The following is a 22,765-nucleotide window of genomic DNA, read 5'->3' on the forward strand; positions in this document are numbered from 1 at the left end:
GCCTTGGGTGTGCGCGATGCGCAGCTACATGCTGCGTATCCGGATATAACGCCGGATGTCCTTTATATTGGCCACCAGCGCGACCACCAGCGCCGGCAGGACCAGGTACTTGAGAAAGCCTTTCATCATGCCTCCTGCACAAGGAACACGGCCACCGCGCCTACGCCGGCCGTCCATACAATTGCCCGGCCTTGCGCCCGACCATTGCCTCGATCATTGCAACGGCGCGGTCCACCGCTGCCGCCACCGGCTCGCTCAGGCCGATCCGGCCCTCTTCGCCCTCGCCGAGCCCGAAGTCGGCGGGCTCGCACCCGATCACCACAACGTCCGCGCAAGTGCCGCCCATCATCCGCAGCGCGCGCAGCACGAGGGCCGGATTCATCTCATGCGGCGACATCAGCACGGGCGACGCGTACGGATCGCCAGCGCCGTCGCCGTCCTGCGCGTCCATCGGCAACTCGATCACGTAGAGGCTGCCGGGCGCCCCGCCGCGTTGCGTGGCATCGACCAGGATGGCGGCGTCCACCCCGTCGAGCAACGCGTAGCACAGGTCGATGCCGCGGATGCCGAAGTCGGCCACCACTACGCCTTCGGGAAACGGCGGCAATGCATGCGCGGCCTGGCGGGCGCCGAGGCGCTGCACCACTTCGACCCCAAAGCCGTCGTCGCCGAGGAATACGTTGCCGATGCCCGCGACCAGGATGCCGCTCATGCCTGTGCCTCCGCGCCGCCCAGCGGCTCGATCTCGTCCGGGCGGAAGAAGAAGCGATGTCCCGGCATGCGCGCGAGCCCAAAGTCCTTGCCGGGGTCACAGTCGACGGTCACGGCCACGTGCACGCGGTCTTCGAGATCGCGCTCGATGGATTCGATGGTGGCCAACTGGCCGTTCAGGGCCATGTCGAAGATGTCCGCACGCGAGCGCGGCCGGAGCCGGACGTGGTCGCCCACCCGAATCTCCATGCCACCGACCCGCAGGCAGGCCAGGCGCGGGCCGGCCTCAAGGCCAGCCCATGGCGAAGCAGGCGTGCCGGATGCGTTCAGCGCGCCGGGATCGCCCGACAGGTCCGGCACCTCGGTCAGTTCCGCGCCCCCGCGGATGTGGCGCATGGCGCCGTGCAGCTTTTGCAACTGCTGCGTCCCGAGCTGCTCGGTGCGCGCCAGCAGCGCGCGCGCGCGCTCGTCGGTGGCGGCCATCTCGCGCTTCTCGTCGTCGGTCATGGCGAGGATGCGCAGCGTCAGGATTTCGTCGATCTCGGTGGCGTCGAACAGGTCTCCGGCGCTCTCGGGCGCGATCTGCGGGAAATCGTAGAGGATGATCGGCGACGCCAGCATCGTGCGATGCCCGCCCTCGCCCTCCCCCCCGTCCTGACCGACCAGCACGGGCCATGTGCCGATGTTGCGGCACGCTGCCGACGCCTCGGTGAGCGCGCGAGGCGGATCCATCGACGACAGGAACCAGCCTTGCTCCAGGGACAGCACCATGTGGCACGATACCAGCGCATACACCGACGCGGCGTCCCGCGTGAGCGCCCCTGCGTCCGCCAGCGGCGTCAGGTTGACGATGCGGACGGTGAGCCTGCACACGCGGTCATCGACCCGCTCGGCGCCCACCCCCACATGGCCGACGAGCGCGGCATGCGTGCGGCGCAGCGCGCCGCGTGCCACGCCTTCGCGATCGGCCAGCAATTCGATCTCGGCGCTCCCGGCAAAGGCGAACGGTTCGATCCGAGACGCATCAAGCAGCTCGCCCAGCCGCATGGACGGCAGCGCAAGCCGCCGCTCGACGGCTTCCTGCCACGGATGAAAGCGGCGGTCGTCGACGTCCAGCACCGGCACCACCCGCCACGGAGTTGTATTTCCGGTGCCGCCTTCCGAGAGGTCCTCCGACGCGGCCAGCACGTTCCGGTCGGCGACCTGCAAGAACCCGGGTGCCACCGTGACGCGCGCATCGGCGTCGCCGCACAGCAGGCATTCAGTCTGCGTCATCCAGGGATCGCTGCCCGACGCCACCGAATACGCGCGCGGATAGACGCCGCCGAACGTCCAGCGCTGGCGGTTCTTGACCGCCGACGCCCGGTAGGGATACAGCATGTAGCCCTCGTAGAGCACCGCCTGGATCAGGCTGTCGACCTGGTTCACGATGCCTTCTCCTCGGCGCCGTCAAGCAGCGCGTCCAGCGCCCGCTCCCAGGTCGCCAGGCCCTGCTGCGCCTTGTAGCGGCCGAGCCGGTCGAAGACTTCGCACTGCAGGCACAGCCACGCGCCGTTCGGGTAATAGCGCGCCATCATGTCCTGCCACACCGCCACCGGCAGCCGGAACGCGGCCTCCTTGTGCCAGGGCACGGGCGCCGCCTGCAGCGCGTCGTCCGCGTTGCGATAGAAGACGGTGCCGCTGAACTGCAGCATTAGCGGGATCTCGCCGTCCTGCAGCGCATGGCAGTACTTGGTCGCCGCGATGTTGAAGTCGAAGCTGCACGGCACTGGCAGGTCGATAATGCAGGTGTCCGAGAACGCCGGCACGATCACGGTCGCATGCGTCCACAGCATCGTGCGCAGGGTCTGCGCCCAGCGTTGCGGCGCGCCGAACAGGTCCTGCAGGCCATCGTGCTCGGCGGGCGCATAGCGGCGCCGGGTCGCCTCGATCTGGATCTGGCATTGCAGCGTGACGCTGGCGATCTCCTCGCCGGCGGGCGCGTTAGCGATCTGCAGCTTGAACAGCAGCAGCGGCACGGCGGCGAACGGCGCCACCTCGGCCGCGCAGATGCTGAACGTGAGGTCAGGCATGGAGCAGGCCCTCCGGCACGCGGCCCGTTGCCTTGAGCGCGGCAACGAAGCCCCGGATCGCCTCCCACGCCGGCTTGCCCCCCGACACGCCGCGCCAGCGCGCGCGGATCAGCCCGGTCAGCGCATAGCACTGGTCGATGGGCGCGAGGAAATAGTCCCTGGCGCCTTGCGCGCGATAGACGAGCAGCGCTTCCACGTCGGGACACATGCGAGCGAGCTCCGGATTGTCGGCAACGAGGTCGTCCCAGGCCGCCAGACCGAGCTGCGAGCGCGTGCCGCCGGCCGGCCCCGGATAGAGCGCGACGACGTGCGCGGCCCCCGAGTCAACGAAGAAGAATGCCACGTCGATGGGGATCGCCAGCGCGTCCCACTGGGCGTCGCTCATCCGGAACCCATCCAGATAGCGGCCTGCTCGTGGCACCGGGCGATAGCGGGACCCCTGCTGGCTGCCGAACAGCAGCGCGCATGCCCGGCAGCAGCAGTGCAATTGGCGCCGTGTGGTGTCGAACAGGTGGGCATGGTCCGCGACGATGGACGCGCCGCACAGCTCGCATTGCGCGTAGTCGGCCTTGCGCGTGAACCGGCGCAGGCGCGCCACCCAGCCGCCGCACATCTGTACGCCGGGCCGCGCCTCTGGCAACGGTCCCGCGCTCATGGCTGGCCACCCCCGACCCGACCTTGCCTGTCCGGGCCGCGCAGCTCCCTGGCCGGGACAAAGCGCAGTTCGTGCACGTCGATGTCGGCCAACCCTGCGATGTCGACACGCACCACTTCCGGCGCCTGCTCGAAGATGGCCTGCTCGATCTCTTGCCGCAGCGACTCGGGCGACGCGTGCCGGCCTTGCAGTCGCCCCGACACCTGCACGCGCACGGCTTCCTCGGCGGCATCGCGCAGTTCGATCGTCACGCCCTGGGTGCCCAGCGCGGCCCGCACGTGCTCCACCGCGCGCGCCACGCGTGTGGTCAAGTCGTGCGGATGCAGGCCGTGCAGGTTGAGCAGTGCGCAGACAGCAGGGTCCCGTACCAGTGCTTCGATGACCGGATTGTCCTGGTTGCCCGCCATGGATACGATCTCCATCACTCGCGCGAGCCCGCCCGCATGCAGATCAAGCACCACCCGCAGCAGTTCCCTCGCGAGTGCGCTGGCCTGGTTGTCGTCCACGCTCTCCAGTGCCGCGATCATCGCCTCGATGCGCTGCTGCTGCGCCTGGACCGTGCGGGCATCGCTCATCAGTGCGCCCCCGCCATCACGCCGAAGGTCGAAGAATGCGACTGCTCGATGGTCTTGCCGTTGCCCACGTACATATGCACGCCGCACGGCAGGCAAGGGTCGAAGCTGCGCACCGCGCGCATGATGTCGATACCCTTGAACTTCTCCGGCCCGTTTTCTTCGAAGATCGGCGTGTTCTGCACCGCGTCCTCATAGGGACCGGGCGTGCCGTAGATATCCCGCGGATTGGCGTTCCAGGGCGTCGGCGGGTACGGGTGATAGTTCGCAATCTTGCCGTCGCGGATGACCAGGTGATGCGACAGCACACCGCGCACGGCCTCATGGAAGCCGCAGCCGATCGCTTCGTCGGGCACCTTGAACTCGGTGAAGGTGCGGGTATGCCCGGCATGCAGTTCGGCCAGCGCCTGCTCGGCGAAATACAGCGCCGCCGCGGCGGAATACGCCTGGAAATACGTGCGGGCGCGATCGCGCTCGATGGCGTTGCTCCACTTGGGGATCTTCCACTCGAATTCGACTTCCCCCTTGAGCGCGGTGCGCGGCAGGTAGATCTTCACACTATGGCCAGTGGACTTGATGTACCCGATGTCGACCAGCCCCGCGAGCGCGGTGGCCCACAGCCGCGCGATCGGGCCGCCGCCGGTGTCCAGCGCCAGATGGTCGCCGGTGCGCTTGTCCAGCCAACGCGGCGACATGACCCACGTGTAGTTGCCGCCGAAGTCGCGCTTTTGCGGGCGCGGCAGCGTGGTCTGGTTCCATGGATGCTTGCGATCCACCGCGTTGCCGAGGGGGTCGGCCTGGACATAGGTGTCCTCGTGGTCCCAGTCCTGGTAGAAAGAGCTGCCGAGCAGGATGCGGATGTTGAGGTTGATGTCGACCAGGTCGGTCGTGAGGAGTTCGCCGTCGACCACCACGCCGGGCGTGACGAACATCCCGCGCCCCCATTTGGTCATGGTGCGGTAGTTGTAGTCGCAGACGTTCGGATCCTGGAAAGATCCCCAGCAGCCGAGCAGGATTCGGCGCCTGCCCACCTCCTCGTAGCCCGGCAGTGCTTCATAGAAGAAGTCGAACAGGTCGTCGTGCAGCGGCACCACCTTTTTCATGAACTCGACGTACTTCATCAGGCGCGTGATGTAGTCGGTAAACAGCTGGATGGTCGGCACGGTGCCCACCCCGCCGGGATAGAGTGTGGACGGATGCACGTGGCGCCCTTCCATCAGGCAGAACATCTCGCGCGTATACCGGCTGACCAGCAATGTCTCGCGGTAGAACTCCCCGGTAAACGGGTTGAGCGCCGTCATGATGTCCGCAATAGTGCGATAGCCATGCTCGGCCGCGTGCGGCGCCTCTGCGGTCTTCGCCTTCTCCCACACGCCGGGGTTGGTCTCGCGGACCATCTGCTCGCAGAAATCGACGCCGACCAGGTTGTCCTGAAAGATGTTGTGGTCGAACATGTATTCGGCCGCCTCGCCCAGATTGATGATCCAATCCGCGATGGGCGGCGGCTTCACCCCATAGGCCATGTTCTGCGCGTAGACCGAGCAGGTGGCGTGGTTGTCGCCGCAGATGCCGCAGATGCGGCTGGTGATGAAGTGGGAATCGCGCGGATCCTTGCCCTTCATGAAGATGCTGTAGCCGCGGAAGATGGACGACGTGCTGTAGCATTCGGCCACGCGGCGGTTCTCGAAATCAATCTTGGTATAGATGCCGAGGCTGCCGACGATCCGGGTGATCGGATCCCAGTTCATCTCGACCAGCTTGCCCGGCACGGCTTGGGCGCGCGGCGTGGCACCAGCAGCAGCGATTGTGGCCATGACCACCTCCAAATCTTAGAATGCGCGTTCCCGCCGCTTATCCGCGGTAGCCGGTCGTGAGAACTGGCTGGTTGTGCCGCCACTTCGGCTCATCATTGAGCGTGTCCTTGGTCAGCTTGCGCAGGCTGCGAATCAGCGGGCCGTAGCTTTTGATCAGGTTCGACGACAGCACGGCTCCAGGCGGCTCATCCATGAACGGCATGAACTTGTCCGGGAAGCCGGGCATGGTGCAGCCGATGCAGATCCCGCCCACGTTGGGACACCCGCCGACGCCGGCGATCCAGCCCCGCTTTGGTACGTTGCATTGCACCACCGGCCCCCAGCAGCCAAGCTTGACAATGCAGTTCGGGTTGCCGTACTCGGTGGCGAAGATGGCCTGCTCGTACGAGCCGGCGCGATCGCAGCCATCGTGCACGGTGCGCGTGAAGAGCCATTTCGGGCGCAGCGCCTCGTCCAGCGGGATCATCGGCGCGAGGCCCGCCAGCTGGTACAGCAGGTACAGCAGCGTTTCCATGAAGTTATCAGGCTGCACGGGGCAGCCCGGCACGTTCACGATGGGCAGGCCGGCACGGGATTTCCACTGCCAGCCGAGGTAGTCCGCCAGGCCCATGCAGCCGGTTGGATTGCCTTGCATGGCGTGGATGCCGCCATAGGTGGCGCAAGTGCCCGCCCCCACCACGGCCAGCGCCTTGGGCGCGAGCCGGTCCAGCCATTCGGGAATCGTGATGGGCTGGTGGGTCTGGGGGTCGGTGCCCATCGCTGCCCAATAGCCCTCGCCGTTGATGCGCTCATTGGGAATGGACCCTTCAAGCACCAGCACGAAGTTATCGATTTCGCCGCGGGCGGCCTTGTGGAACGGCGCCATGAATTCGTCGCCGTTTTCATAGGCCAGGACCGGGTTATGCAGATGCACCTTCGGCAGGCCGGGAATCGCGCCAAGCACCACGTCCTCGACGCTGGGCTGGCTTGCTGCCGTAATGGAAACGGAATCGCCGTCGCAGCCAAGACCGGCGGTGATCCAGAGGATATGGACTTCCTTGAGGGCGGGCGTGTGCTGAGTCTTGCGCCCATAGGGAACGGCCTGTTCTGCCATGATCTGCCTCGCACTGCTGACCGCGTTCTTTGACTCTCAATGACCCGTGGGATCGATGCACGGCATCCGCGGATCCAGCAAGCGAGCGAAGCGCCGTCAACAATGGCGCAGAAAGTCAGGTTTGCTGCGGGGACAGTAATTCTTGCCCAGCGTGATGGGCCTATAAATACTTCACGAGTATAGGACAGCGATCTCGATCCGGGGAGCCACAGTGCAACCGTGCCCCGCCTGCAGCGGGCCGCCATGCTGCATCGCAATATCCGCGTCGAATCTCATTGGCCGGTTGGGGCAAAAGCGCCTAACTTAAGGGAATTGCCACGGTGATAAGGCCCCCCCTATGAGACCGATCCTGTCATGCCTGCTAGACGACTCCCAGGTCGACGCGCGGTCCAGGACACGGGACATCTACGCGGTCCTGCTGGCAGTCAACGTTGGCGCCTGGGGCGTGGCCGTCTTCGCCTTTCACCGCAATCCGATGATGCTCGGGACCGCGCTGCTGGCCTACACGCTGGGCCTGCGCCATGCCGTCGATGCGGACCACCTCGCCGCCATCGACAACGTCGCGCGCAAACTGATGCAGGAGCACAAGACACCGTTGGCGGTGGGCTTCATGTTCTCGCTGGGGCATTCCACGGTCGTGCTGTTCGGCTCCATCGCGATCGTCATGGCGGCCTCCGCGCTGCACCAGCGCACCGGTCCGTTCCGCGAAATCGGCGGCATGATCGGCATAGGGGTGTCGACCGGCTTCCTGATTGCCATCGCCCTGATGAACCTCGTGGTGCTGCGCTCGCTGTGCCGGGCCTGGTGGCAATTGCACACCGGCAAGGCCGGCGCCGCCGAGGAGCCGGACCGCCTGCTCAATGACCGCGGCCTGCTGGCGCGCCTGTACTGTCCGATGTTCCGGATGGTCACGCGCAGTTGGCACATGTATCCGCTCGGCTTGCTGTTCGGGCTCGGCTTCGACACCGCCACGGAGATCGGCCTGCTCGGCATTGCCGCGACGGAGGCGTCGAAGGGCCTGGCGCCCGCATCGATCCTGCTGTTCCCGCTGCTGTTTGCCGCCGGCATGGCGCTGGTCGATACGACCGACGGCATCCTGATGCTCGGTGCGTACGGCTGGGCCCTGGACCAGCCCGTCCGCAAGCTGTACTACAACATGAGTGTCACCTTCCTGTCGGTGATCATCGCGATCGTGGTCGGTGTCGTACAGCTGACAGGCGTGGCGGCCCGCCTCGAATCGGGCAGTGCCTTCTGGCTGCAATTGGGCAAGGCGAACGATGAATTCGGCCTGGCCGGACTGGTCATCATGGGCACGTTCGTCGTGGTATGGAGCATGTCCGCTCTGGCGCACAAGCTACAGCCGGCCGACTGATCCCTGCGGCGGACTTGGCACGTTACCTGACCTCACCACTAACCCGCTTCGCACGGCGAGTTCGAAGGCACATCGGGAATGATCAATCGTTTGCCAGTCGAATCGACAAAAGACTAGCCGCAGGAACTCCCGATAAGGCAACGGTTATCGGCAAATCGCCGATGTGCGGAAATGTGCGGAAATAGCGCTTTGGATTCGCTTTGGTCAGCCAACTACCCCAACCGGAAAAACTCCATGCTCTGCCCCGCATTGACCGCTCGCCGCAGCCAGTCCGGCATCTCGCCCTGCCCGTCCCAGCTCATTCCCTGGGCGTTGCGGTAGCAGACCGCCGGCGGAGGTGGCGGAGGCGGCTGATCGAAGCACCCCGCCGCGTTCAGATCTTCTATCGTCAGCCCATAGTCGGCCATCTGGTCCTGGATCCAGCGGATCGCCGCCGCCCGCTCATTGTTGGCTGTCATCGTTCCTGTTACTGCTGTCGCTGCCGTCTTCCGGCGTGAGGGATACCGTAAGCGCCCTCTGATTTCGTCCAGTTTTTCCCGGCTTGTCACCCGGCTTGTTGCTCGGCGCGCTGCCCCCGGCCTTGCGCCGCGCACCACCGTCTCGCTTGGGCGCCACACGCAATTCTGCCAGCAACTGGCGCACCAATGCTGCTTCGGCTTCGGCGCGTTCGGTCCGGCGCTGCGCCGCGGCCAGGTCCGCCTGCACGGTGTCCAGGTCGTTGACGGATTTGCACTGCGCCTGCTCGGCGGCGGCGAGCCGATCGGCCAGCGCCGCGGCCGCCACCACCAGTTCGCGCAATGTGCGCCGCTCGCTGGCCTCGGCCCGTTCCTGCACGAGGGTCACCTGCTCGCGGGCCCGATCGAGCTCAGTCGAGAACTGAGTGCGCAGTTCCGCCAGCTGCCGCCCGGTGGCGTCCAGTTCCCCCCTGCCCGCTTCCAGCCTGGCTTGGGTCGCGGCGTGAGCCTGGCGCTCGGCGGTCAACTCCGCCTGCACGGCAGCGTGCGTCTGGCGCGCCTCGGCCAGCTGCGCCGAGATGGCCGCGATCTCTTCCAGTGCGGCCACGTTCTCGGCCCGGGCCGCATCGCGCCCGGCCCCCGCGGCGCAGGCCGCATGGCGGGCCTCGGCGCGCGGCGTAGCAAGCTCGCCGGTGGCGGCCATGCCGACTGACACCGCATGCGAACGCCTGCACGCGGCGCGCTGCCGCTGGGTGCTGACGGTGCTCTATCTGGGCGGCTTGCGCGCCTCCGAGCTGACAGCCAGCCACATGGGCGCGTTCATCTGCCGGCGCGATGCCCAGGGCAACGAGCGCTGGTGGCTCGAGGTGGCCGGCGAAGGCAACAAAACCCGACTGGTGCCGGCGACCGACGAGTTGATTGGCGAACTGGCGCGCTACCGCCGCGCCCACGAGTTGCCGCCTACGCCGCAGTTCGGGGAGACGCGCCCCTGGTGCCGCCGGTGATTGGAAAAGTGGGCAGCGAGAAACCGCTGTCACGCGGCGCGCTGCACCTGATTCTGAAGGAAGTGTTCGGCATGGCCGCACATTGCCGCAGAGCGCCTGCGGGGGCGCGGGCCGGAATGGGAACCGCAAGCCGGGGTGCTGGCCAGCGCCTCGGCGCACTGGCTGCGCCACACCGCCGGCTCGCACATGACTGACCAGCAGGTCGACCTGCGTTGATCGATCCATGCCGGTCGCGTCAGCCAGAATTTTTCCGGTTCAGGGCAGATTATTGTGGGTTTTGAAACCGATCATTGTGAGCGTAAGGGTTTACCGCCACAAGGGAAATCCCTAATATGGCGCTCATCGAATGCCGCAGTGCAACAACACTGCCAAAGGAATGGCATTCACCAGTTTGAAGAATGAGGTTAGCCATGAATACCAATCGCCGTGCCCTAGTCGCTGTCGCCGCACTCGCTGCCACCCTGGCGGCTGCTCCGGTGTTTGCCAAGAGTGGCAAGTTCGATACTTACACTGACGGCGCGCGGTCTGGGAAGTACGATGTTTACACTGACGGCGCAAAAAGCGGCAAATTCGACACCTATACGGACGGCGCCAGGTACTACATTGCGTCCGACCGCGCCGCCCTCTGAGGACTGCAGATCCCGGTTGGGGCACCCTCCCCAAACCAGGTTCCGCTCTGCCAAACCCCACACTTTCCCAGAGTGTGGGGTTTTTGCTTTTGGCATGGATACTCACCCGCTAGAGTCGGATCCGGCATAATGCCCGGCGCACCATGGCGCTACAGGATTGAACTGGGTGATGCAAATGAAGCCGGACATCTCTCGCGAAGAGACCTCACAAAGCACGGACGGGGGCGACGACTGCCCCTTGCGCTGGTTCGACGCGGATCGGGGCGCATTCGATTTACTCGAGCGATTGATCGCCGAGCATCCGGCGGATTTTTTTGCGGGCGAGCGTTTTGATCCGGTTGGCGCGTGCGCCACACGCGAGGCGGCATTCGCGTCGGTTGAACTGCCCGAGACTCCGACATCGCCGCAAGCGCATGCCGATCATCTGCTCAACGACGTGTTTCGGCACGTGATGCCCGTGGCATCGCCCACTTTCGTCGGACACATGACGTCGTCGCTGCCGTCGTTCATGCCCTCGCTGGCCAAGGTGGTGGCAGCGCTGAACCAGAACGTCGTGAAGCTCGAGACCTCGGGCGCGCTGACCGGGCTCGAGCGCCAGGTCATCGGCATGCTGCACAATCTGGTGTTTGCGCAAGACAGCGCGTTCTATGCGAGGTGGCTGCACAATGCCGACCACGCGCTCGGCGCGATCTGTTCTGGCGGCACGGTCGCCAACCTCACCGCGCTATGGGCGAGCCGCAACAATTTGCTGGGCGCGCGTGATGGCTTCGCCGGCATCCATCGCGCCGGACTGGTGGCTGCGCTGCGTCATTACGGCCATGACGGGCTTGCGATCATCGTCTCGGAGCGCGGGCACTACTCGTTGGGAAAGGCAGCCGATGTCCTTGGCATCGGGCGCGACAATCTCGTGCCGGTCGGGGTCGATGCAGACGGTCGCATGCGCATCGACCTGCTGCGCGACACCATGCGTGACCTGCAGCAGCGCAACATCCGGCCGATGGCGATCGTCGGCATAGCGGGGACGACGGAGACGGGCGCGGTCGATCCGCTCGAGGCGATTGCGGATGTTGCTCAGGAGGCCGGCTGCCATTTCCACGTGGATGCGGCATGGGGCGGCGCAACACTGCTGTCGGAGCGCGAGCGCTGGCGCTTCGCGGGCATCGAGCGTGCCGATTCCGTCGTCATCGATGCGCACAAGCAGTTCTACGTGCCGATGGGTGCCGGCATGGTGCTGTTCCGGAGCCCGGCGTGGACGCAGGAAATCATCCAGCAGGCGAACTACATCGTGCGCAAGGGCTCGGTGGACCTGGGGCGCCATACGCTCGAAGGATCGCGCGGCGCGGCGGCAGTCATGCTCTATGCGAACCTTCATCTGCTCGGTCGCAAGGGGTTGGCGCAGTTGATCGATCGCAGCATCGATAACGCCCGCTACTTTGCGTCCCTGATTGCGCAGCAGCCGGATTTCGAGCTCGACAGCCACCCGCAGCTTTGCATCCTGACCTATCGCCATGTGCCCGAGACCGTGCGTGCCGCGCTGGCAACGGCTTCGGCCGACACGCGCGAGAAGATCCTGGACGCGCTCGATGCGCTGACCATCGGCATTCAGGAAATGCAGCGCGATGCCGGCCGCTCGTTCGTATCGCGCACGCAGTTGATGTCGACACAGTGGGGTGGCCGCCCGATTGCCGTCTTCCGCGTGGTGCTGGCCAACCCGGATACGACGCATGCCATCCTGCAGGACATCCTCGACGAACAGCGCGCGCTGGCGGCTGCCAGCCCTTGCATGGCGCCGCTGATGGCACTGGTGGGGGCGTCTGGCGTCGCGTGAGGCATTTGCAGCTGGCGGGTGCCATTCGTGAGTCGTGTGTCGCTGGTTACGGTCCGCCGGGTACCGTCATTGACTGACTCGTAGATTCGGTGGGCCCTCCGGTATCCAGCACCCGTAGGGCGTGCGCGAGATTGACGCCCTTGCCATTCTCCAGCTTGGACAACATGCCGATGGAGACCCCGCAATACCTTGGCGCCTGGTCAATCGGCAGCCGGTCTTCTGCCCGGGTGGCGCGAATGCGGTCGCCGAGTTGGTGAATGGTGCGAATCGTCGCGCGCGAAGGAGGCGTTGGATCAGGTAGGGATCGCGGCATGTGGCAGGCGGCGGAAACCGCCAGCTGAGCACGCTCAGCCCGCGCGCAGGCCTTCTACAAACGCAGCGAAGCCGCCAACAAATTCCTTGAGCCGCGTACGCATGCCGGCATCGGTGAGTTCGCCCTGCGCGTCAAACACTTGGCCCGCGCGCGCAACCAGCAGCCGGCCGCCGCTATAGTGCCGCGTGCCCAATGTCTTGAGCACCGGCAGCCAATCGTTCTGTGCCAGCACGGTACCGAAGCCCCCGGCGGACGCCCCGAGGACTGCTACCGGGCGATTGCCGAAGACTGCGGGAATATCGTTCGCCGGCCGCGAGAGCCAGTCGATGGCGTTCTTGAAGACGCCGGGGATGCCGTTGTTGTATTCGGGCGTGGCGAGTATCAGACCATCGCTGGCCATGACCTGTTCGCGCAACGCCACTACGGCGGCGGGTAGACCTTCACGCGCCTCCAGGTCTGCGTCGTAAAGCGGAATGCCATGCAGGGTGGCGATATCGAGGCGGATCTGCGCGTCAGCCTCCGACTGCGCTGCCCGCAGCAGCGCGGTGTTGTACGACTGGGCACGCAGGCTGCCGGAAATTCCCAGGATTCTGATCATTTGTCGCGCCTCATTTCGTGAAGATGCAGGGGTATGGCCTTGCTCATTATCCAGCATGACGGAGGCCATGGCGTCTCGGATGTGCGCGCCGGACGTCCTGTGATGACAGGCCGCGCCACCGGTGAACGAATCCGCCCTTCCCCGCTTGGCGCCGTCGGCATGCGGGTTACGCAGGTCGCCGACCTTGGCTGCGCTTTCACCCGGCTTCAGGTTGCTCTTTGTCGAATTCCTGGCAACGCTCTCCGCGCCGACGCTCAACAGTACTGGCACTCCAGACCGGACACGTGGCACGCACAGCCATTGACGATGCCCCCACGCCGCCTACACTTGAGCTCTCGCCCAAGCGCCGCAAGAATTCAGTGCGCCCCGGCGCAGGTCCACTCGATTTCAGCAGCGTCCTGAGCGGCAGCGCTCCCGCCTTACCGCTTCGGCTCCGGCTCGACCACGACCTCCAGTTCCACCAGTTGGTAGCCTTTGCGCTCCGGGTGCGGAACGATATTGACGATGTGGTCCTCGATGGCCGAGAAGATGCAGTCGACCGGGTTGGCGGGATCGCCCTTGAAATAGATCTGCGAAGTGAGCGTCCGGTATCCCGGATGCATGACGCGATAGTGGATGTGCGGCGCACGCTGGCGATTGCGCCCGAGGCGCTTCATCAACACGCCGACCTCGGTATCGTCGTGCCCGATGACGTAGCCGCCCGGACGGACCGTGAACACGTCGAAAGCGCCTTCTGCATCGCAGCGCAGCTTGCCACGCAGGTTGTCTTCGGACTGCGAGTCGTCTTCGTTCTCGTAGCGCCCGAACTGGTTGGGCTGCCACACGATCAGCGTCGCACCGGGAATCGGGCGGCCAGTCGAGGCGTCCAGCACCCGCCCGCGGACCTCCAGCCGCTGCCCAGGTTCGTCTTCCGTTGCGATGTAGCAGGGATTGGGGCCCTCGGCCACCTGGTCCTTGGGGAAGGGACCGGTCACGTTCTGCGGCGTAGCGTGGCCATCGGTGCGCGCCAGGTCCAGCGCACGCATGGTCAGACCCATCATGTCGCACAGCATGACCAGCTCGTCCTGGGCGGCGACCTTGCCGAGCCAGCCGGCGATGCGGTACAGCTGTTCGTCGGTCAGCTTCAGTTCGTCCAGCATCGCGTGAAAGTGCTGCAGCGCCACGCTGAACCGAGCCTGCAGCGCAGAGTCGGAACCCGGCACATCGCACATGGCGTCGAGGGCGCGCTGGAGGGTGTAGTTGTCGGGATTGCCCATGGTTGTCTCCGTTTGTTCTATGTCATCCCCTGGCAGCCGCCAGGTCGACGGCGCGGGCCAGCAGTGAGCTGTCCGCCATCAGCTTGTGCTTGGCGGGCTTGTGCGTCGAGGTGTGCGGCACGGACCGTGACGACGAAGCGCGGCAGCTTGTGCACGTTGCGCGATAAGCACTGCGCGTTATGCGCGCAGCCCCTGCTTGCCGGTCAGACGCCGTCCGCGAACGGATCCACACCGCCGGCCCTGGCCAGCGCGCCGTCAGTGAACGGATCGACCTGACGCAGCGCGCCATCAGTGAACGCATCAACCGGGCGAGCCGCACCATCCAGGAACGGGTCTGCCTTGCGCACAGCTATCTTGCGGAACTGCTCGTCCGCCAGGCGGCCGGTCGGCGAGTGCTGCAGCGCCCAGACCATGGGCAGCGAGGCCTGTGCCGCCTCTGCCCCATCTCTACAGGCATCCGGCGACCGCACTGCCGCCTGCGCGGCGGAAGCCATCACCAGCATCGCCATCGCACCAATCATTGCCGTTTTCATCACTTGCTCCTTGAAAGTTGAGGGAAAGCGCGCCCACCGCATTGGCCCGGCAGCGCCGTGGACGGAGTGAAATATATACATAACCGTACCGTATGGTATTCTTTGATTCGGAAGATGCGGTTCGGATTCTCTGAAGTCTCCCCGGGTACCTCACGCCGCCAGTCCCGCCTTCGGCCTTTTGGTAGACTGCGCGGGGCCCGGCGCCACGGAACATGGCGCGGGCGGCCAATCTCTTTCAACGCTGGCTATTGCATGAAATTAGAACCGGACCCCTCCCGCGACGCTGCTCCCCGCCCGCCCTTGCGCATGACGCGTCGTGGGGAAGAGAAGCGCGCCCTGATCCTGAGCATCGCTGCGGATATGTTTCTCGAGCACGGCTACGACGGCGTTAGCCTCGATGAGATCGTCAAGGCGTGCGGAGGCTCCAAGACCAATGTCTACAATTACTTCGGGGGCAAGGACGGACTGTTTGTCGCCGTGGTGGAGAGACTCTGCGACCGCTTCCTGGAGAAAACCGAGACCAGTCTGGACCTGTCGCGCTGCAACGCCGCACAGGGCCTGCAGAAGATCGCACACGGCTTCCTGCAGTCCTTGCTGGAGGAGCGCCACCTTGCGTTCCTGCGGCTCATCTTCGCGGAATCGCGGCGCTTTCCGGCTCTCGGCAATGCGTGGTACACGCGTGGCCCCGCGGCAACCTGTGCCTATGTCGCGGGCTTTCTCTCCACACAGCAAGCGGCCGGCGCCAGGCTGTCAGCCAGCCCGGAAGTCTGCGCCCTGCTCTTCCACGGCATGGTGCTGGCCAGCGTGCTGCACCGGACCCTGGCCACCGGCGTGCGTCCGGACGACGGCGAAATGCAGGCGCTGGTCAATGACGCTACCGCCCTGATCGTGGCTAGGGGCGCGGCCGGGGCCGTCTGATGCTTCAAGGCCGGACCTGGCATATCCCGCCGCGTCATTTCACCTGAAGGCCGGCGATCTGCCGATTCGAGGGATCGAGGCCATTCAGGCAGTCGGTTCGGCAGCCGCGGCCGACTTGCGTGCGGGCGCTCTGCCCGGGTCGCTTTCGATTGCACTGTCACAGTGCGATTCAGTATGCTACGCGTCGAATTGAAGGAATCCGGATACCCAAATGCAACTCAGAACCGAGGAGATCGAAGCCTACCTGCTGGTCGTCGAACTCGGCAGCATCAGCGGCGCTGCGCGTCACATGGCGCTCTCGAAGTCCGTCGTCAGCAAGCGCATCAGCGACCTGGAGCGCAGCCTGGGCGTTACGCTGCTGCAGCGCTCCACGCGCCGCGTGCAGCCAACCGAGAGCGGCCGGCACTTCTATAAGCAGGCGCGGGCTGCCATGGCACAGCTCACCCATGCCGCCGAAAGCATCTCCAAGACCTCGCAGGAGCTGTGCGGCGAATTGCGAGTCCTTGCGCCGATGAGCTTCGGCACGCTCTGGCTGTCGCCGTTGATTTCCGAATTCGCAAAGGCGCATCCGCGCCTGCATGTTGTGATGGAGCTGGACGACCGGCTGGTGGATACGGGATATGAACGCTATGACCTGGCGATCCGCATCACGCGCCTCGGCGACAGCGCGCTGATCGTCCGCAAACTGGCGATCAGCCGGCGCATCCTGTGCTGCAGCCCTGAATACGCGGCGCGCGCCGGCCGGCCCGAGAGCATCGCCGACATCGCCAGGCATGCCTGCCTGTCCTACAGTAATTCCCCGCCCGGGCAGATCTGGGCGTTCCGTGGCCGCACCCCGCAGGCCGCACCGAAGATCATCACGCCACACGGCGTATTCACGGCAAACAACGGCGAGGTGCTGCGCGACGCCGCGCTGGGCGGCCACGGCATTGCCGTGCTGCCGCTGTTCATCGTCTCGCGGGAGCTGGCGGCCGGCAGCCTGATCGAATTACTTCCCCACGAAGCGCCAATAGACGATGGCGTCTTTGCGGTCTATCCGCGCACCGCCTATACCTCGCACAAGATCCGGACGCTGATCCAGTTCCTGCAGCAATCGCTGTCGCCGCCACCGTGGGAGCCGCGCTGCGCCAGCGCCGCCGGGACGCCCGACGTCAAGCCGGCCCTGTCAGTCTGACGGCGCGTCCCGCCGCGGCGCGGCCAAACGCTCGCGCCGCCTGGCTGCGCGCGAATGCCTCAGGTAGCCAGCTCGGTTGCCACCGCCGGCATACGTGCCGGGGCCGAACGCGTCTTCTGTTGCGCCAGGTATTTCAGCACCAGGTCCGTGGTCGCCTGGAAATGATCGGACAGCAGCTTGCTCGCTTCACGCGCGTTGCGGGCGACAATGGCGTTGACGATGGCCTCGTGCTCGGCCGCCACGTCGCGCTTGCGGGCCGCCCTGGGCACGGCAAGCGAGAGGAAGCGATAGCGCGCGGTCTGGTCGCGCAACACGATCGAGAACCGACGCAGCCACGCCGAGCGGCAGCCGGACACCAGCACCTCATGAAACACGGCGTGCGCCTCCTCCCATTCGGGATTGAGGGCACCTTCCTTGCCGCGCAGCACCATCGGAATTCGTGTCAGGCGGTGATGGGCGGCCACGACTTCCGACTCCCAGGCGATATCGCCGGCCTCGATTGCGTCGCGCAGGGCGCTGGTATCGATCTGCTGCCGCACGCGCGTGATGTCCAGCAGTTCTTCGGCGGACAGCGGCGCCACGCGGAAGCCCTTCTGGTCGATGGCCAGCACGAAGCCCGTCGTGCACAGCCGCGACAAAGCCTCGCGCAGCGGAATGACGCCTGCCTGGTAGCGTTCGGCCAGTTCCTTCAGGCGCAGCTTGCTGCCGGCCGGCAGCTTGCCGTTGATGATGTCTTCGCGGACGCTTTGTTCGAGCACGGAAGCCCATGTGCGTCCGCCCAGGTCCGGCGCCTCCGGCAAAGCGACGGCGGCTTCGCCGGAGGCGGTCGTTGCTGACTTGGTTCTTGCCACGATGGGGCCTCGCTCGATGATAGATAGCGGGCACTATTATATATTTTGCGGGACCCACCGGAGAAACTACGCGGCCTGGCGGCGGCCGTCCCCGTCCGCCTGGCCGAGTATGCCGCGCATGGCCTCTTCCAGCGCCTGCGCCGCGTGCGCATCGATATGCTCGTGCCGCCAGCCGACGAACCGGTCCGGTCTCACCAGGATCGCGCCGGCGTCCGAGATGCCCCGCAGTTCGCTCCAGGTGCCGTAGACGTCGTGGGCATCGCAGTTCGGGCCACCGATGCTGACGACCTCGATTTCGGTACCAAGCGCGGCCGATACCTGTCTGGCAATGCGCCGCCATGCAGTGCCGCCAACACCGGTGAGCAGCGTGAAGCGGCCATGCCCGACCAGGTCCAGCGTCGACAGGCGTGCCTTGCGATGCTCCAGCCAGGCATGTGGCACCACGCCGCCAGGCGATGTGCTCGGGTGATAGTAGAGGTCCGGATCCCGCGAATCTGTCTCGCGCGGGTGGCCGTCCGGCACCACGGCGGATGAGGCGTAGACCTGTCCCATTTCCACACCGTGGCAGTTGAACTGGAAGTTCTGCAGCTTCACCGCTTCCTGCAAGGCACGACGCCGCTCGCGGCCCCGCTCCGTGTCGCCGAAGAGTTCGTCAACGTTCTGCCAGCCCTCGGCTTCGCTCTGGCCAGGCTCAAACCCCAGCGCCTTGGCAATCGGCAGCATGTTGCGGACCGACTGCATGGCCCGGTCGACCACGCGTCGGGCCACCGGCTGCCGCTCGGCGGAATAGGTGTCGAGCAGGCGCTCATCGGCGTTGCCGCGGACCACATGGGCAAGCTTCCAGGCCAGGTTGAACGCGTCCTGAATCGACGTATTGGTGCCGAGTCCGTTCGCGGGCGGATGCCGGTGAGCCGCGTCCCCGGCGATGAACACGCGGCCCTTGCGCATGTTCTTCGCCGCAACATGATTGATCTGCCATTTGCTGACCGCCTTCACCTTGATGGGAAGCGAATCGTCGCCGATGGTGGCCCGCGCGCGCCGGATCACGGCCTCCTCGCTGAGGTCGGGCTCGCCCTGGGCCGGATCGTACATGAACAGCAGCACCCATTCGTTCCACGGGCGCACGCAGATGTACGTACCGCTTCCTACCCAATAGTCATTGCCTGGCTGCGTCATCCAGTACAGCACGCCCGGACGATGCTCGCAGTATCTGGCCAGATCCACCTCGAGCCAGCAGTTGACCGCTGCCCCGAGTCCCATTTCGCCTTCCATCTCGAACCCGCACTGCGGCACCACTGTGCTGGCGCCGCCGTCCGCACCCACCACGTAGCGCGCCTTCACCTGCGTGATTTCCCCGGTGATGCGGTCCTTCAGCATCGCGGTGACCTCGTCCGGCGTCTGCGAGATGTGCGTCAGCTCCGTATTGAAGAGGAATTCCGCGCCACGCTCGCGGGCGCAATCGAGCAGCACCGGCTCCAGCAGATGCTGCGGCGCGTTGCACATCGGCGAAGGGCTGGCCGTCGCATAGTCGGCCTTGCGCTGCTCGGAACTGCCCCACGTCTGCAACCGCGCAATCTCCGTGCCGGCAAAGCTGGTCGCCCACACGTTGTTGCCCATCAGCGCGTTCGGCGTCGCCAGTGCCAGCACGCGGTCCTCGATGCCCAGGTCACGGAACACTTCCATGGTGCGCTGGTTGGTGATGTGGGCGCGCGGCGAATTGGCGGTGCCCTGGTACTTGGTGATGGTCAGCGTGCGCACGCCGTAGGTTGCCAGCAGCGCGGTGGTGGTCAGGCCGGCGGGCCCGGCGCCCACCACCAGGACCGGTACTTCGATGGTCTTCATGGTCGTCTCCTCGTATTGCAAGGCTTATTGCGCCGGCTCGTCTTCGATCGGGTTCGACAGCGTGCCGATGCCTTCGATCGATACCTCGCACACGTCGCCGTGCCGCATCATCAGCTTCGGCGTGCGCGCCCAGCCGATGCCAGACGGCGTGCCGGCCACGATGACATCGCCCGGTTCGAGCGTGATGGCGTCGCTGATGATCGCGATCAGCGACGCCACGTCGTACAGCATGTCCGAGGTATTGGCGGACTGCACCACATTGCCGTTCAGGCGTGTCTCAAGCCTGAGCCCTGCCGCGCCCGGCGGCAGCTCATCGGCCGTGACCACGACCGGCCCGAAACCGCCCGTCGCATCGAAGTTCTTGCCCACCGTCCATTGCGGCGACTTGAACTGATACTCGCGCACCGAGCCATCGTTGAAGATGGAATAGCCGAACACGTGCGCAAGCGCATCTTCCTTGGCGATATGCTTGCCGCCCTTGCCGATGATGACGGCCAGCTCGCCTTCGTAGTCGAGCGTATCGCTCACCAGCGGCCGCACGATGGCGCCTTCATGTCCCACCATGCTGGTCGCCACGCGCAGGAAGAGCGTGGGGTAGTCGGGCTGATCGTACGGGGACTCCTTGGTGTGATCGGCATAGTTCAGCCCGACGCACAGGATCTTGGGGGGCGTGCGCACCGGCGGCAGCCAGGTCAGGCGGCTGGCATCCGTCACGGGCGTGGCATGCGCGTACAGCTCGCGCCATTGCTCCGTGTTCTGGCCCAACTTCACCAGTGCGCCAACGTCTGTTCCGGCCGCCTCTGGCAGGGCCAGCACACCGTCGGCGGATACCACGCCCACGCGCGAACGTCCGTCCAGTAAAAATGTTGCGAGTTTCATGCTTCAGGCTCCGGTATGGAAGATCGCGGCCGTCACGGCATCACGATATACAAACACAAACAAAATATATTTTAAAATTCGAGGCGCAAGCCACTGCTGTCGTTCAGTCAAAAGCAGAAGGCACTGCCGATCATGCGGCCTTTCGCCAGCGTTGGTCTGCTGCTTACGCTTCGGTATTGCGCACGAAATAGTCCGGCACGTCCGGCCCCCACTGGTACAGGGAGTCCTCCGGCGCGAAGTCGCCCGCGGGCCATACCTGCCCGGCGGGGATGTAGTCGATGTCCGCCGAGTACTCGCAGAACGAGCCCCAGGGATCGAGCACATAAAAGAAGTAGTTAGAGCCCAGGACGTGTCGCCCCGTGCCCCAGCCGCGCGTATAGCCCGCATTGGCCATCTGGGCCGCGCCCTGCCCGACTTCGTTCACGCTGGCCACGTCCCATGCGGCGTGATGCCATCCCCTGGCGGAACTTTTCACCAGCGCCAGCAGATGGTGGTCACTGCCATGCGGGGCGTGGGTGAAGGCGATGATGTCGGCTGAACGGTCGGATAGCCGCAGCCCCATGGCATCGCGATAGAAGTCGAGCGCTCGCTGTACATTCGGCGAGAACAGCAGGACGTGGGAAAGGCGGCGCGGACGGACCTTCTGCACCTGGCTCCTGACCAGCGCACCACGCTCGCCTGCGAGCGTGCTGTCGAGCCCGGCCGCGAGCTTGGTGTATGGCGAAGTCTTCGGCCCGACCCGGACCTGGATGAGGTTGCCGTCGAGATCGATAAACCAGATGCCATCCGGCCGATCAAACGGTACATCGTCGACGAAGGTCGCGCCGGCATCGGCAAGTTGCTGGCGGATGCCCGCAAGGTCCTCGGCGAAGCAGCGGAAACTCAGATAGGCCAAGCGCTTCTGGTCGCCTTCGCGAAACCGGGCCCAGCGATGCCCGTCGGCGGCAAACGCCTCGAGCCAGCCAGTCTGTCGCCGCAACGTCAGACCGAAGGCCTCGAGGAACTGCTCGGCCACTGCCAGGTCCGGCACTTCGAGCGCATAGTGATCGATCGAATGCACCGCATGCTGCGGCGCCGCCGCCGGCACGCATGACTGCGTCCCCGGCTGTGCTCCGTTTATGTCCATCTTGTCTCCTGCAGTTCTCTTGCCTTGTCGCGCGAGGCCCGTGCATCCGGCCTGGCAGCCTTGGAACCTATATTATTTCATAAAATATATAAAAACAAGTTTCACATATCATCTCGGCGGAAACGCCGACGACCGCTTCTGCACTATATGTACTCCCCGAGGACGCGCGACGGCCGCATGCGGCCCGATGTAGTGAACCTGGCTGCCGGCAAGGAGCGCTTCCGGCAGGCGCTGGCACAGGCGGAAGCGCTGGCGCAGGCACGCAAGGCCGAACTCGATATGCGGCACCGCCAAGCGGTGCGGCGCGTAATCCTTGACAGCGCCGTCGTCTCTGCCGAAGGCCGCGAGGATATCGGCGTCCAGGAAAGGCAGGCAAAGGCCAGCTACGATGCCAGCCTGGCCGCGCTGGAGACCGCGCGGCTGAACCTGCGCAGGAGCGAGGTCTATGTGCCGGTGAATGGATACGTGACCAACCTGAACCTGCACGCGGGCGACTACGTGAGCGCAGGCGCCGCGCGCATGGCGCTCATCGACAAGCACTCATACTGGGTCTACGGATATTTCGAGGAAACCAAGCTGCCCAACGTACGCGTCGGCGCGAAGGTCGAGGTCAGGTTGCTGTCCGGAGGCAAGCCGCTGACAGGCCGATCGCGACAATCCCACCACGGCAAACCTGCTTGCCAATCCTCCTGTCGACGATCGCTCAGGTTACCAGCTTCATTCTGTAGAACAACTCGACACGCTCCACCGCATCGCTGCCTTCCTCCTGGAAGCGGCGAATGTGTTCGGTCTGCGTGTGATGGGCTTCCTGCGCTGCCGGGCTCTCCCAGTGCTCGACAAAAACAAAGCGGCGTGGATCGTCCTGCTGCTCGAACATTTCATAGCGCAGGTTGCCCGCATCGGCACGCGATGGCGTCACCACGGCCCGCAGTTTTTCCCTGAGTTCGGCTTCCCGTCCGGGCTTTGCATACAGGACCGCCAGTACATAAAAGTCATCCATCGCACGCATCCTCCGATCGGGTCGTGCGTGGAGCCTAGTCAAACGTCCCGGTGCTTGCAAGGACATTCCG

Annotated in this window: 23 protein-coding genes and 2 pseudogenes; 7 read left to right on the forward strand and 18 right to left on the reverse strand. The window is 65.4% G+C overall.

Translation table 11 applies throughout. The annotated features are described in order from the left end of the window. Positions 1-24: 24 nt before the first annotated feature. The 8 genes from ACREYQ_RS08075 to ACREYQ_RS08110 are packed head-to-tail and all read right to left on the reverse strand — an operon-like array spanning position 25 to position 6,917. Entirely contained in the window at positions 25-129 is a 105-nt protein-coding gene (locus tag ACREYQ_RS08075) for a DUF6893 family small protein (protein WP_432260209.1), read from the reverse strand. Between the two features lie 31 nt (positions 130-160). Continuing rightward, the gene (locus ACREYQ_RS08080; RefSeq protein ID WP_432260210.1) at positions 161-712 is read right to left on the reverse strand and encodes a hydrogenase maturation protease; all 552 of its coding nucleotides are present in this window, start codon (positions 710-712) and stop codon (positions 161-163) included. Beyond that, positions 709-2,139, reverse strand: a complete 1,431-nt coding sequence (locus tag ACREYQ_RS08085; RefSeq protein ID WP_432260211.1) for a hypothetical protein — start codon at positions 2,137-2,139, stop codon at positions 709-711. Before ACREYQ_RS08085 ends, ACREYQ_RS08080 begins: the two co-directional genes overlap by 4 nt. Continuing rightward, positions 2,136-2,783 (reverse strand): DUF6084 family protein, encoded by a 648-nt coding sequence (locus ACREYQ_RS08090; protein WP_432260212.1) that lies wholly within the window; start codon positions 2,781-2,783, stop codon positions 2,136-2,138. The genes ACREYQ_RS08085 and ACREYQ_RS08090 overlap by 4 nt, the downstream gene beginning before the upstream one ends. Next, positions 2,776-3,438: a DUF5947 family protein gene (locus ACREYQ_RS08095; protein WP_432260213.1), complete on the reverse strand. Its 663-nt coding sequence runs from the start codon at positions 3,436-3,438 to the stop codon at positions 2,776-2,778. The genes ACREYQ_RS08090 and ACREYQ_RS08095 overlap by 8 nt, the downstream gene beginning before the upstream one ends. Then, a complete protein-coding gene (locus ACREYQ_RS08100; protein ID WP_432260214.1) occupies positions 3,435-4,013 on the reverse strand; it encodes a NifU family protein in 579 nt (192 codons plus the stop codon). The genes ACREYQ_RS08095 and ACREYQ_RS08100 overlap by 4 nt, the downstream gene beginning before the upstream one ends. Further along, positions 4,013-5,824, reverse strand: a complete 1,812-nt coding sequence (locus tag ACREYQ_RS08105) for a nickel-dependent hydrogenase large subunit (protein WP_432260215.1) — start codon at positions 5,822-5,824, stop codon at positions 4,013-4,015. Before ACREYQ_RS08105 ends, ACREYQ_RS08100 begins: the two co-directional genes overlap by 1 nt. A 37-nt stretch (positions 5,825-5,861) precedes the next feature. Continuing rightward, positions 5,862-6,917, reverse strand: a complete 1,056-nt coding sequence (locus ACREYQ_RS08110) for a hypothetical protein (protein ID WP_432260216.1) — start codon at positions 6,915-6,917, stop codon at positions 5,862-5,864. Positions 6,918-7,254: 337 nt separating this feature from the next. On the opposite strand from ACREYQ_RS08110, the gene ACREYQ_RS08115 reads away from it, so the two are divergent. Then, complete coding sequence (locus ACREYQ_RS08115; protein ID WP_432260217.1) at positions 7,255-8,289, forward strand: HoxN/HupN/NixA family nickel/cobalt transporter; 1,035 nt, start codon at positions 7,255-7,257, stop codon at positions 8,287-8,289. Between the two features lie 212 nt (positions 8,290-8,501). On the opposite strand, the gene ACREYQ_RS08120 is transcribed toward ACREYQ_RS08115, so the two are convergent. Both ACREYQ_RS08120 and ACREYQ_RS08125 read right to left on the reverse strand, forming a co-directional pair. After that, positions 8,502-8,747, reverse strand: coding sequence for an H-NS histone family protein (locus ACREYQ_RS08120; protein WP_432260218.1), 246 nt, complete (start codon positions 8,745-8,747; stop codon positions 8,502-8,504). Beyond that, positions 8,731-9,444, reverse strand: a pseudogene (locus ACREYQ_RS08125) (DNA-binding protein); the annotation flags it as partial. The gene ACREYQ_RS08120 and the pseudogene ACREYQ_RS08125, both read right to left, overlap by 17 nt. Before the next feature lies 1 nt (position 9,445). Here ACREYQ_RS08125 and ACREYQ_RS08130 point away from each other — a divergent pair. The 3 genes from ACREYQ_RS08130 to panP all read left to right on the forward strand — a co-directional run bounded on the left by ACREYQ_RS08130 (position 9,446) and on the right by panP (position 12,205). After that, positions 9,446-9,748 (forward strand): hypothetical protein, encoded by a 303-nt coding sequence (locus tag ACREYQ_RS08130; protein ID WP_432260219.1) that lies wholly within the window; start codon positions 9,446-9,448, stop codon positions 9,746-9,748. Positions 9,749-10,158: 410 nt separating this feature from the next. Further along, complete coding sequence (locus ACREYQ_RS08135) at positions 10,159-10,377, forward strand: hypothetical protein (RefSeq protein WP_432260220.1); 219 nt, start codon at positions 10,159-10,161, stop codon at positions 10,375-10,377. Positions 10,378-10,552: 175 nt separating this feature from the next. Continuing rightward, positions 10,553-12,205 carry a pyridoxal-dependent aspartate 1-decarboxylase PanP gene (gene panP, locus ACREYQ_RS08140; protein WP_432260221.1) on the forward strand — a complete coding sequence of 551 codons (1,653 nt, stop codon included), beginning with the start codon at positions 10,553-10,555 and terminating at the stop codon, positions 12,203-12,205. Positions 12,206-12,552: 347 nt separating this feature from the next. On the opposite strand, the gene ACREYQ_RS08145 is transcribed toward panP, so the two are convergent. The 3 genes from ACREYQ_RS08145 to ACREYQ_RS08155 all read right to left on the reverse strand — a co-directional run bounded on the left by ACREYQ_RS08145 (position 12,553) and on the right by ACREYQ_RS08155 (position 14,905). Next, a complete protein-coding gene (locus tag ACREYQ_RS08145; RefSeq protein ID WP_432260222.1) occupies positions 12,553-13,374 on the reverse strand; it encodes an NADPH-dependent FMN reductase in 822 nt (273 codons plus the stop codon). 161 nt (positions 13,375-13,535) lie between these two features. After that, the gene (locus ACREYQ_RS08150; protein ID WP_432260223.1) at positions 13,536-14,372 is read right to left on the reverse strand and encodes a protocatechuate 3,4-dioxygenase; all 837 of its coding nucleotides are present in this window, start codon (positions 14,370-14,372) and stop codon (positions 13,536-13,538) included. Positions 14,373-14,575: 203 nt separating this feature from the next. Continuing rightward, positions 14,576-14,905, reverse strand: a complete 330-nt coding sequence (locus ACREYQ_RS08155) for a hypothetical protein (protein WP_432260224.1) — start codon at positions 14,903-14,905, stop codon at positions 14,576-14,578. 252 nt (positions 14,906-15,157) lie between these two features. Between ACREYQ_RS08155 and ACREYQ_RS08160 the strand changes: the two genes are divergently transcribed. Together ACREYQ_RS08160 and ACREYQ_RS08165 are read left to right on the forward strand one after the other, a co-directional pair. After that, positions 15,158-15,823 carry a TetR/AcrR family transcriptional regulator gene (locus tag ACREYQ_RS08160; protein ID WP_432260225.1) on the forward strand — a complete coding sequence of 222 codons (666 nt, stop codon included), beginning with the start codon at positions 15,158-15,160 and terminating at the stop codon, positions 15,821-15,823. A gap of 211 nt (positions 15,824-16,034) precedes the next feature. Then, positions 16,035-16,997, forward strand: a complete 963-nt coding sequence (locus tag ACREYQ_RS08165; RefSeq protein ID WP_432260226.1) for a LysR family transcriptional regulator — start codon at positions 16,035-16,037, stop codon at positions 16,995-16,997. A 59-nt stretch (positions 16,998-17,056) separates the two neighbouring features. Here the strand turns inward: ACREYQ_RS08165 and ACREYQ_RS08170 are convergent, their stop codons facing one another. From ACREYQ_RS08170 to ACREYQ_RS08185, 4 genes are all read right to left on the reverse strand, one after another. Next, positions 17,057-17,848: an FCD domain-containing protein gene (locus ACREYQ_RS08170; protein WP_432260227.1), complete on the reverse strand. Its 792-nt coding sequence runs from the start codon at positions 17,846-17,848 to the stop codon at positions 17,057-17,059. A 66-nt stretch (positions 17,849-17,914) separates the two neighbouring features. Further along, positions 17,915-19,690 (reverse strand): FAD-dependent oxidoreductase, encoded by a 1,776-nt coding sequence (locus ACREYQ_RS08175; RefSeq protein ID WP_432260228.1) that lies wholly within the window; start codon positions 19,688-19,690, stop codon positions 17,915-17,917. A gap of 24 nt (positions 19,691-19,714) precedes the next feature. After that, a complete protein-coding gene (locus ACREYQ_RS08180) occupies positions 19,715-20,569 on the reverse strand; it encodes a fumarylacetoacetate hydrolase family protein (protein ID WP_432260229.1) in 855 nt (284 codons plus the stop codon). A 163-nt stretch (positions 20,570-20,732) separates the two neighbouring features. After that, complete coding sequence (locus ACREYQ_RS08185; RefSeq protein WP_432260230.1) at positions 20,733-21,695, reverse strand: VOC family protein; 963 nt, start codon at positions 21,693-21,695, stop codon at positions 20,733-20,735. A gap of 279 nt (positions 21,696-21,974) precedes the next feature. Here ACREYQ_RS08185 and ACREYQ_RS08190 point away from each other — a divergent pair. Beyond that, positions 21,975-22,280: pseudogene (locus ACREYQ_RS08190) on the forward strand (efflux transporter periplasmic adaptor subunit); the annotation flags it as partial. A 118-nt stretch (positions 22,281-22,398) separates the two neighbouring features. Here the strand turns inward: ACREYQ_RS08190 and ACREYQ_RS08195 are convergent. Next, complete coding sequence (locus ACREYQ_RS08195) at positions 22,399-22,695, reverse strand: putative quinol monooxygenase (protein WP_432260382.1); 297 nt, start codon at positions 22,693-22,695, stop codon at positions 22,399-22,401. Between the last annotated feature and the right edge of the window lie 70 nt (positions 22,696-22,765).

The sequence above is a fragment of the Cupriavidus sp. TMH.W2 genome, from assembly GCF_050847365.1.
Lineage (GTDB): Bacteria > Pseudomonadota > Gammaproteobacteria > Burkholderiales > Burkholderiaceae > Cupriavidus.

Bases quoted from the DNA above. Each gene is read 5' to 3' on its own strand.
- ACREYQ_RS08075 (WP_432260209.1), bottom strand. From the start codon at position 129: ATGATGAAAGGCTTTCTCAAGTACCTGGTCCTGCCGGCGCTGGTGGTC.
- ACREYQ_RS08080 (WP_432260210.1), bottom strand. From the start codon at position 712: ATGAGCGGCATCCTGGTCGCGGGCATCGGCAACGTATTCCTCGGCGAC.
- ACREYQ_RS08090 (WP_432260212.1), bottom strand. From the start codon at position 2,783: ATGCCTGACCTCACGTTCAGCATCTGCGCGGCCGAGGTGGCGCCGTTC.
- ACREYQ_RS08095 (WP_432260213.1), bottom strand. From the start codon at position 3,438: ATGAGCGCGGGACCGTTGCCAGAGGCGCGGCCCGGCGTACAGATGTGC.
- ACREYQ_RS08100 (WP_432260214.1), bottom strand. From the start codon at position 4,013: ATGAGCGATGCCCGCACGGTCCAGGCGCAGCAGCAGCGCATCGAGGCG.
- ACREYQ_RS08105 (WP_432260215.1), bottom strand. From the start codon at position 5,824: ATGGCCACAATCGCTGCTGCTGGTGCCACGCCGCGCGCCCAAGCCGTG.
- ACREYQ_RS08110 (WP_432260216.1), bottom strand. From the start codon at position 6,917: ATGGCAGAACAGGCCGTTCCCTATGGGCGCAAGACTCAGCACACGCCC.
- ACREYQ_RS08115 (WP_432260217.1), top strand. From the start codon at position 7,255: ATGAGACCGATCCTGTCATGCCTGCTAGACGACTCCCAGGTCGACGCG.
- ACREYQ_RS08120 (WP_432260218.1), bottom strand. From the start codon at position 8,747: ATGACAGCCAACAATGAGCGGGCGGCGGCGATCCGCTGGATCCAGGAC.
- ACREYQ_RS08130 (WP_432260219.1), top strand. From the start codon at position 9,446: ATGCCGACTGACACCGCATGCGAACGCCTGCACGCGGCGCGCTGCCGC.
- ACREYQ_RS08135 (WP_432260220.1), top strand. From the start codon at position 10,159: ATGAATACCAATCGCCGTGCCCTAGTCGCTGTCGCCGCACTCGCTGCC.
- panP (WP_432260221.1), top strand. From the start codon at position 10,553: ATGAAGCCGGACATCTCTCGCGAAGAGACCTCACAAAGCACGGACGGG.
- ACREYQ_RS08150 (WP_432260223.1), bottom strand. From the start codon at position 14,372: ATGGGCAATCCCGACAACTACACCCTCCAGCGCGCCCTCGACGCCATG.
- ACREYQ_RS08155 (WP_432260224.1), bottom strand. From the start codon at position 14,905: ATGAAAACGGCAATGATTGGTGCGATGGCGATGCTGGTGATGGCTTCC.
- ACREYQ_RS08160 (WP_432260225.1), top strand. From the start codon at position 15,158: ATGAAATTAGAACCGGACCCCTCCCGCGACGCTGCTCCCCGCCCGCCC.
- ACREYQ_RS08165 (WP_432260226.1), top strand. From the start codon at position 16,035: ATGCAACTCAGAACCGAGGAGATCGAAGCCTACCTGCTGGTCGTCGAA.
- ACREYQ_RS08175 (WP_432260228.1), bottom strand. From the start codon at position 19,690: ATGAAGACCATCGAAGTACCGGTCCTGGTGGTGGGCGCCGGGCCCGCC.
- ACREYQ_RS08180 (WP_432260229.1), bottom strand. From the start codon at position 20,569: ATGAAACTCGCAACATTTTTACTGGACGGACGTTCGCGCGTGGGCGTG.
- ACREYQ_RS08185 (WP_432260230.1), bottom strand. From the start codon at position 21,695: ATGGACATAAACGGAGCACAGCCGGGGACGCAGTCATGCGTGCCGGCG.
- ACREYQ_RS08195 (WP_432260382.1), bottom strand. From the start codon at position 22,695: ATGGATGACTTTTATGTACTGGCGGTCCTGTATGCAAAGCCCGGACGG.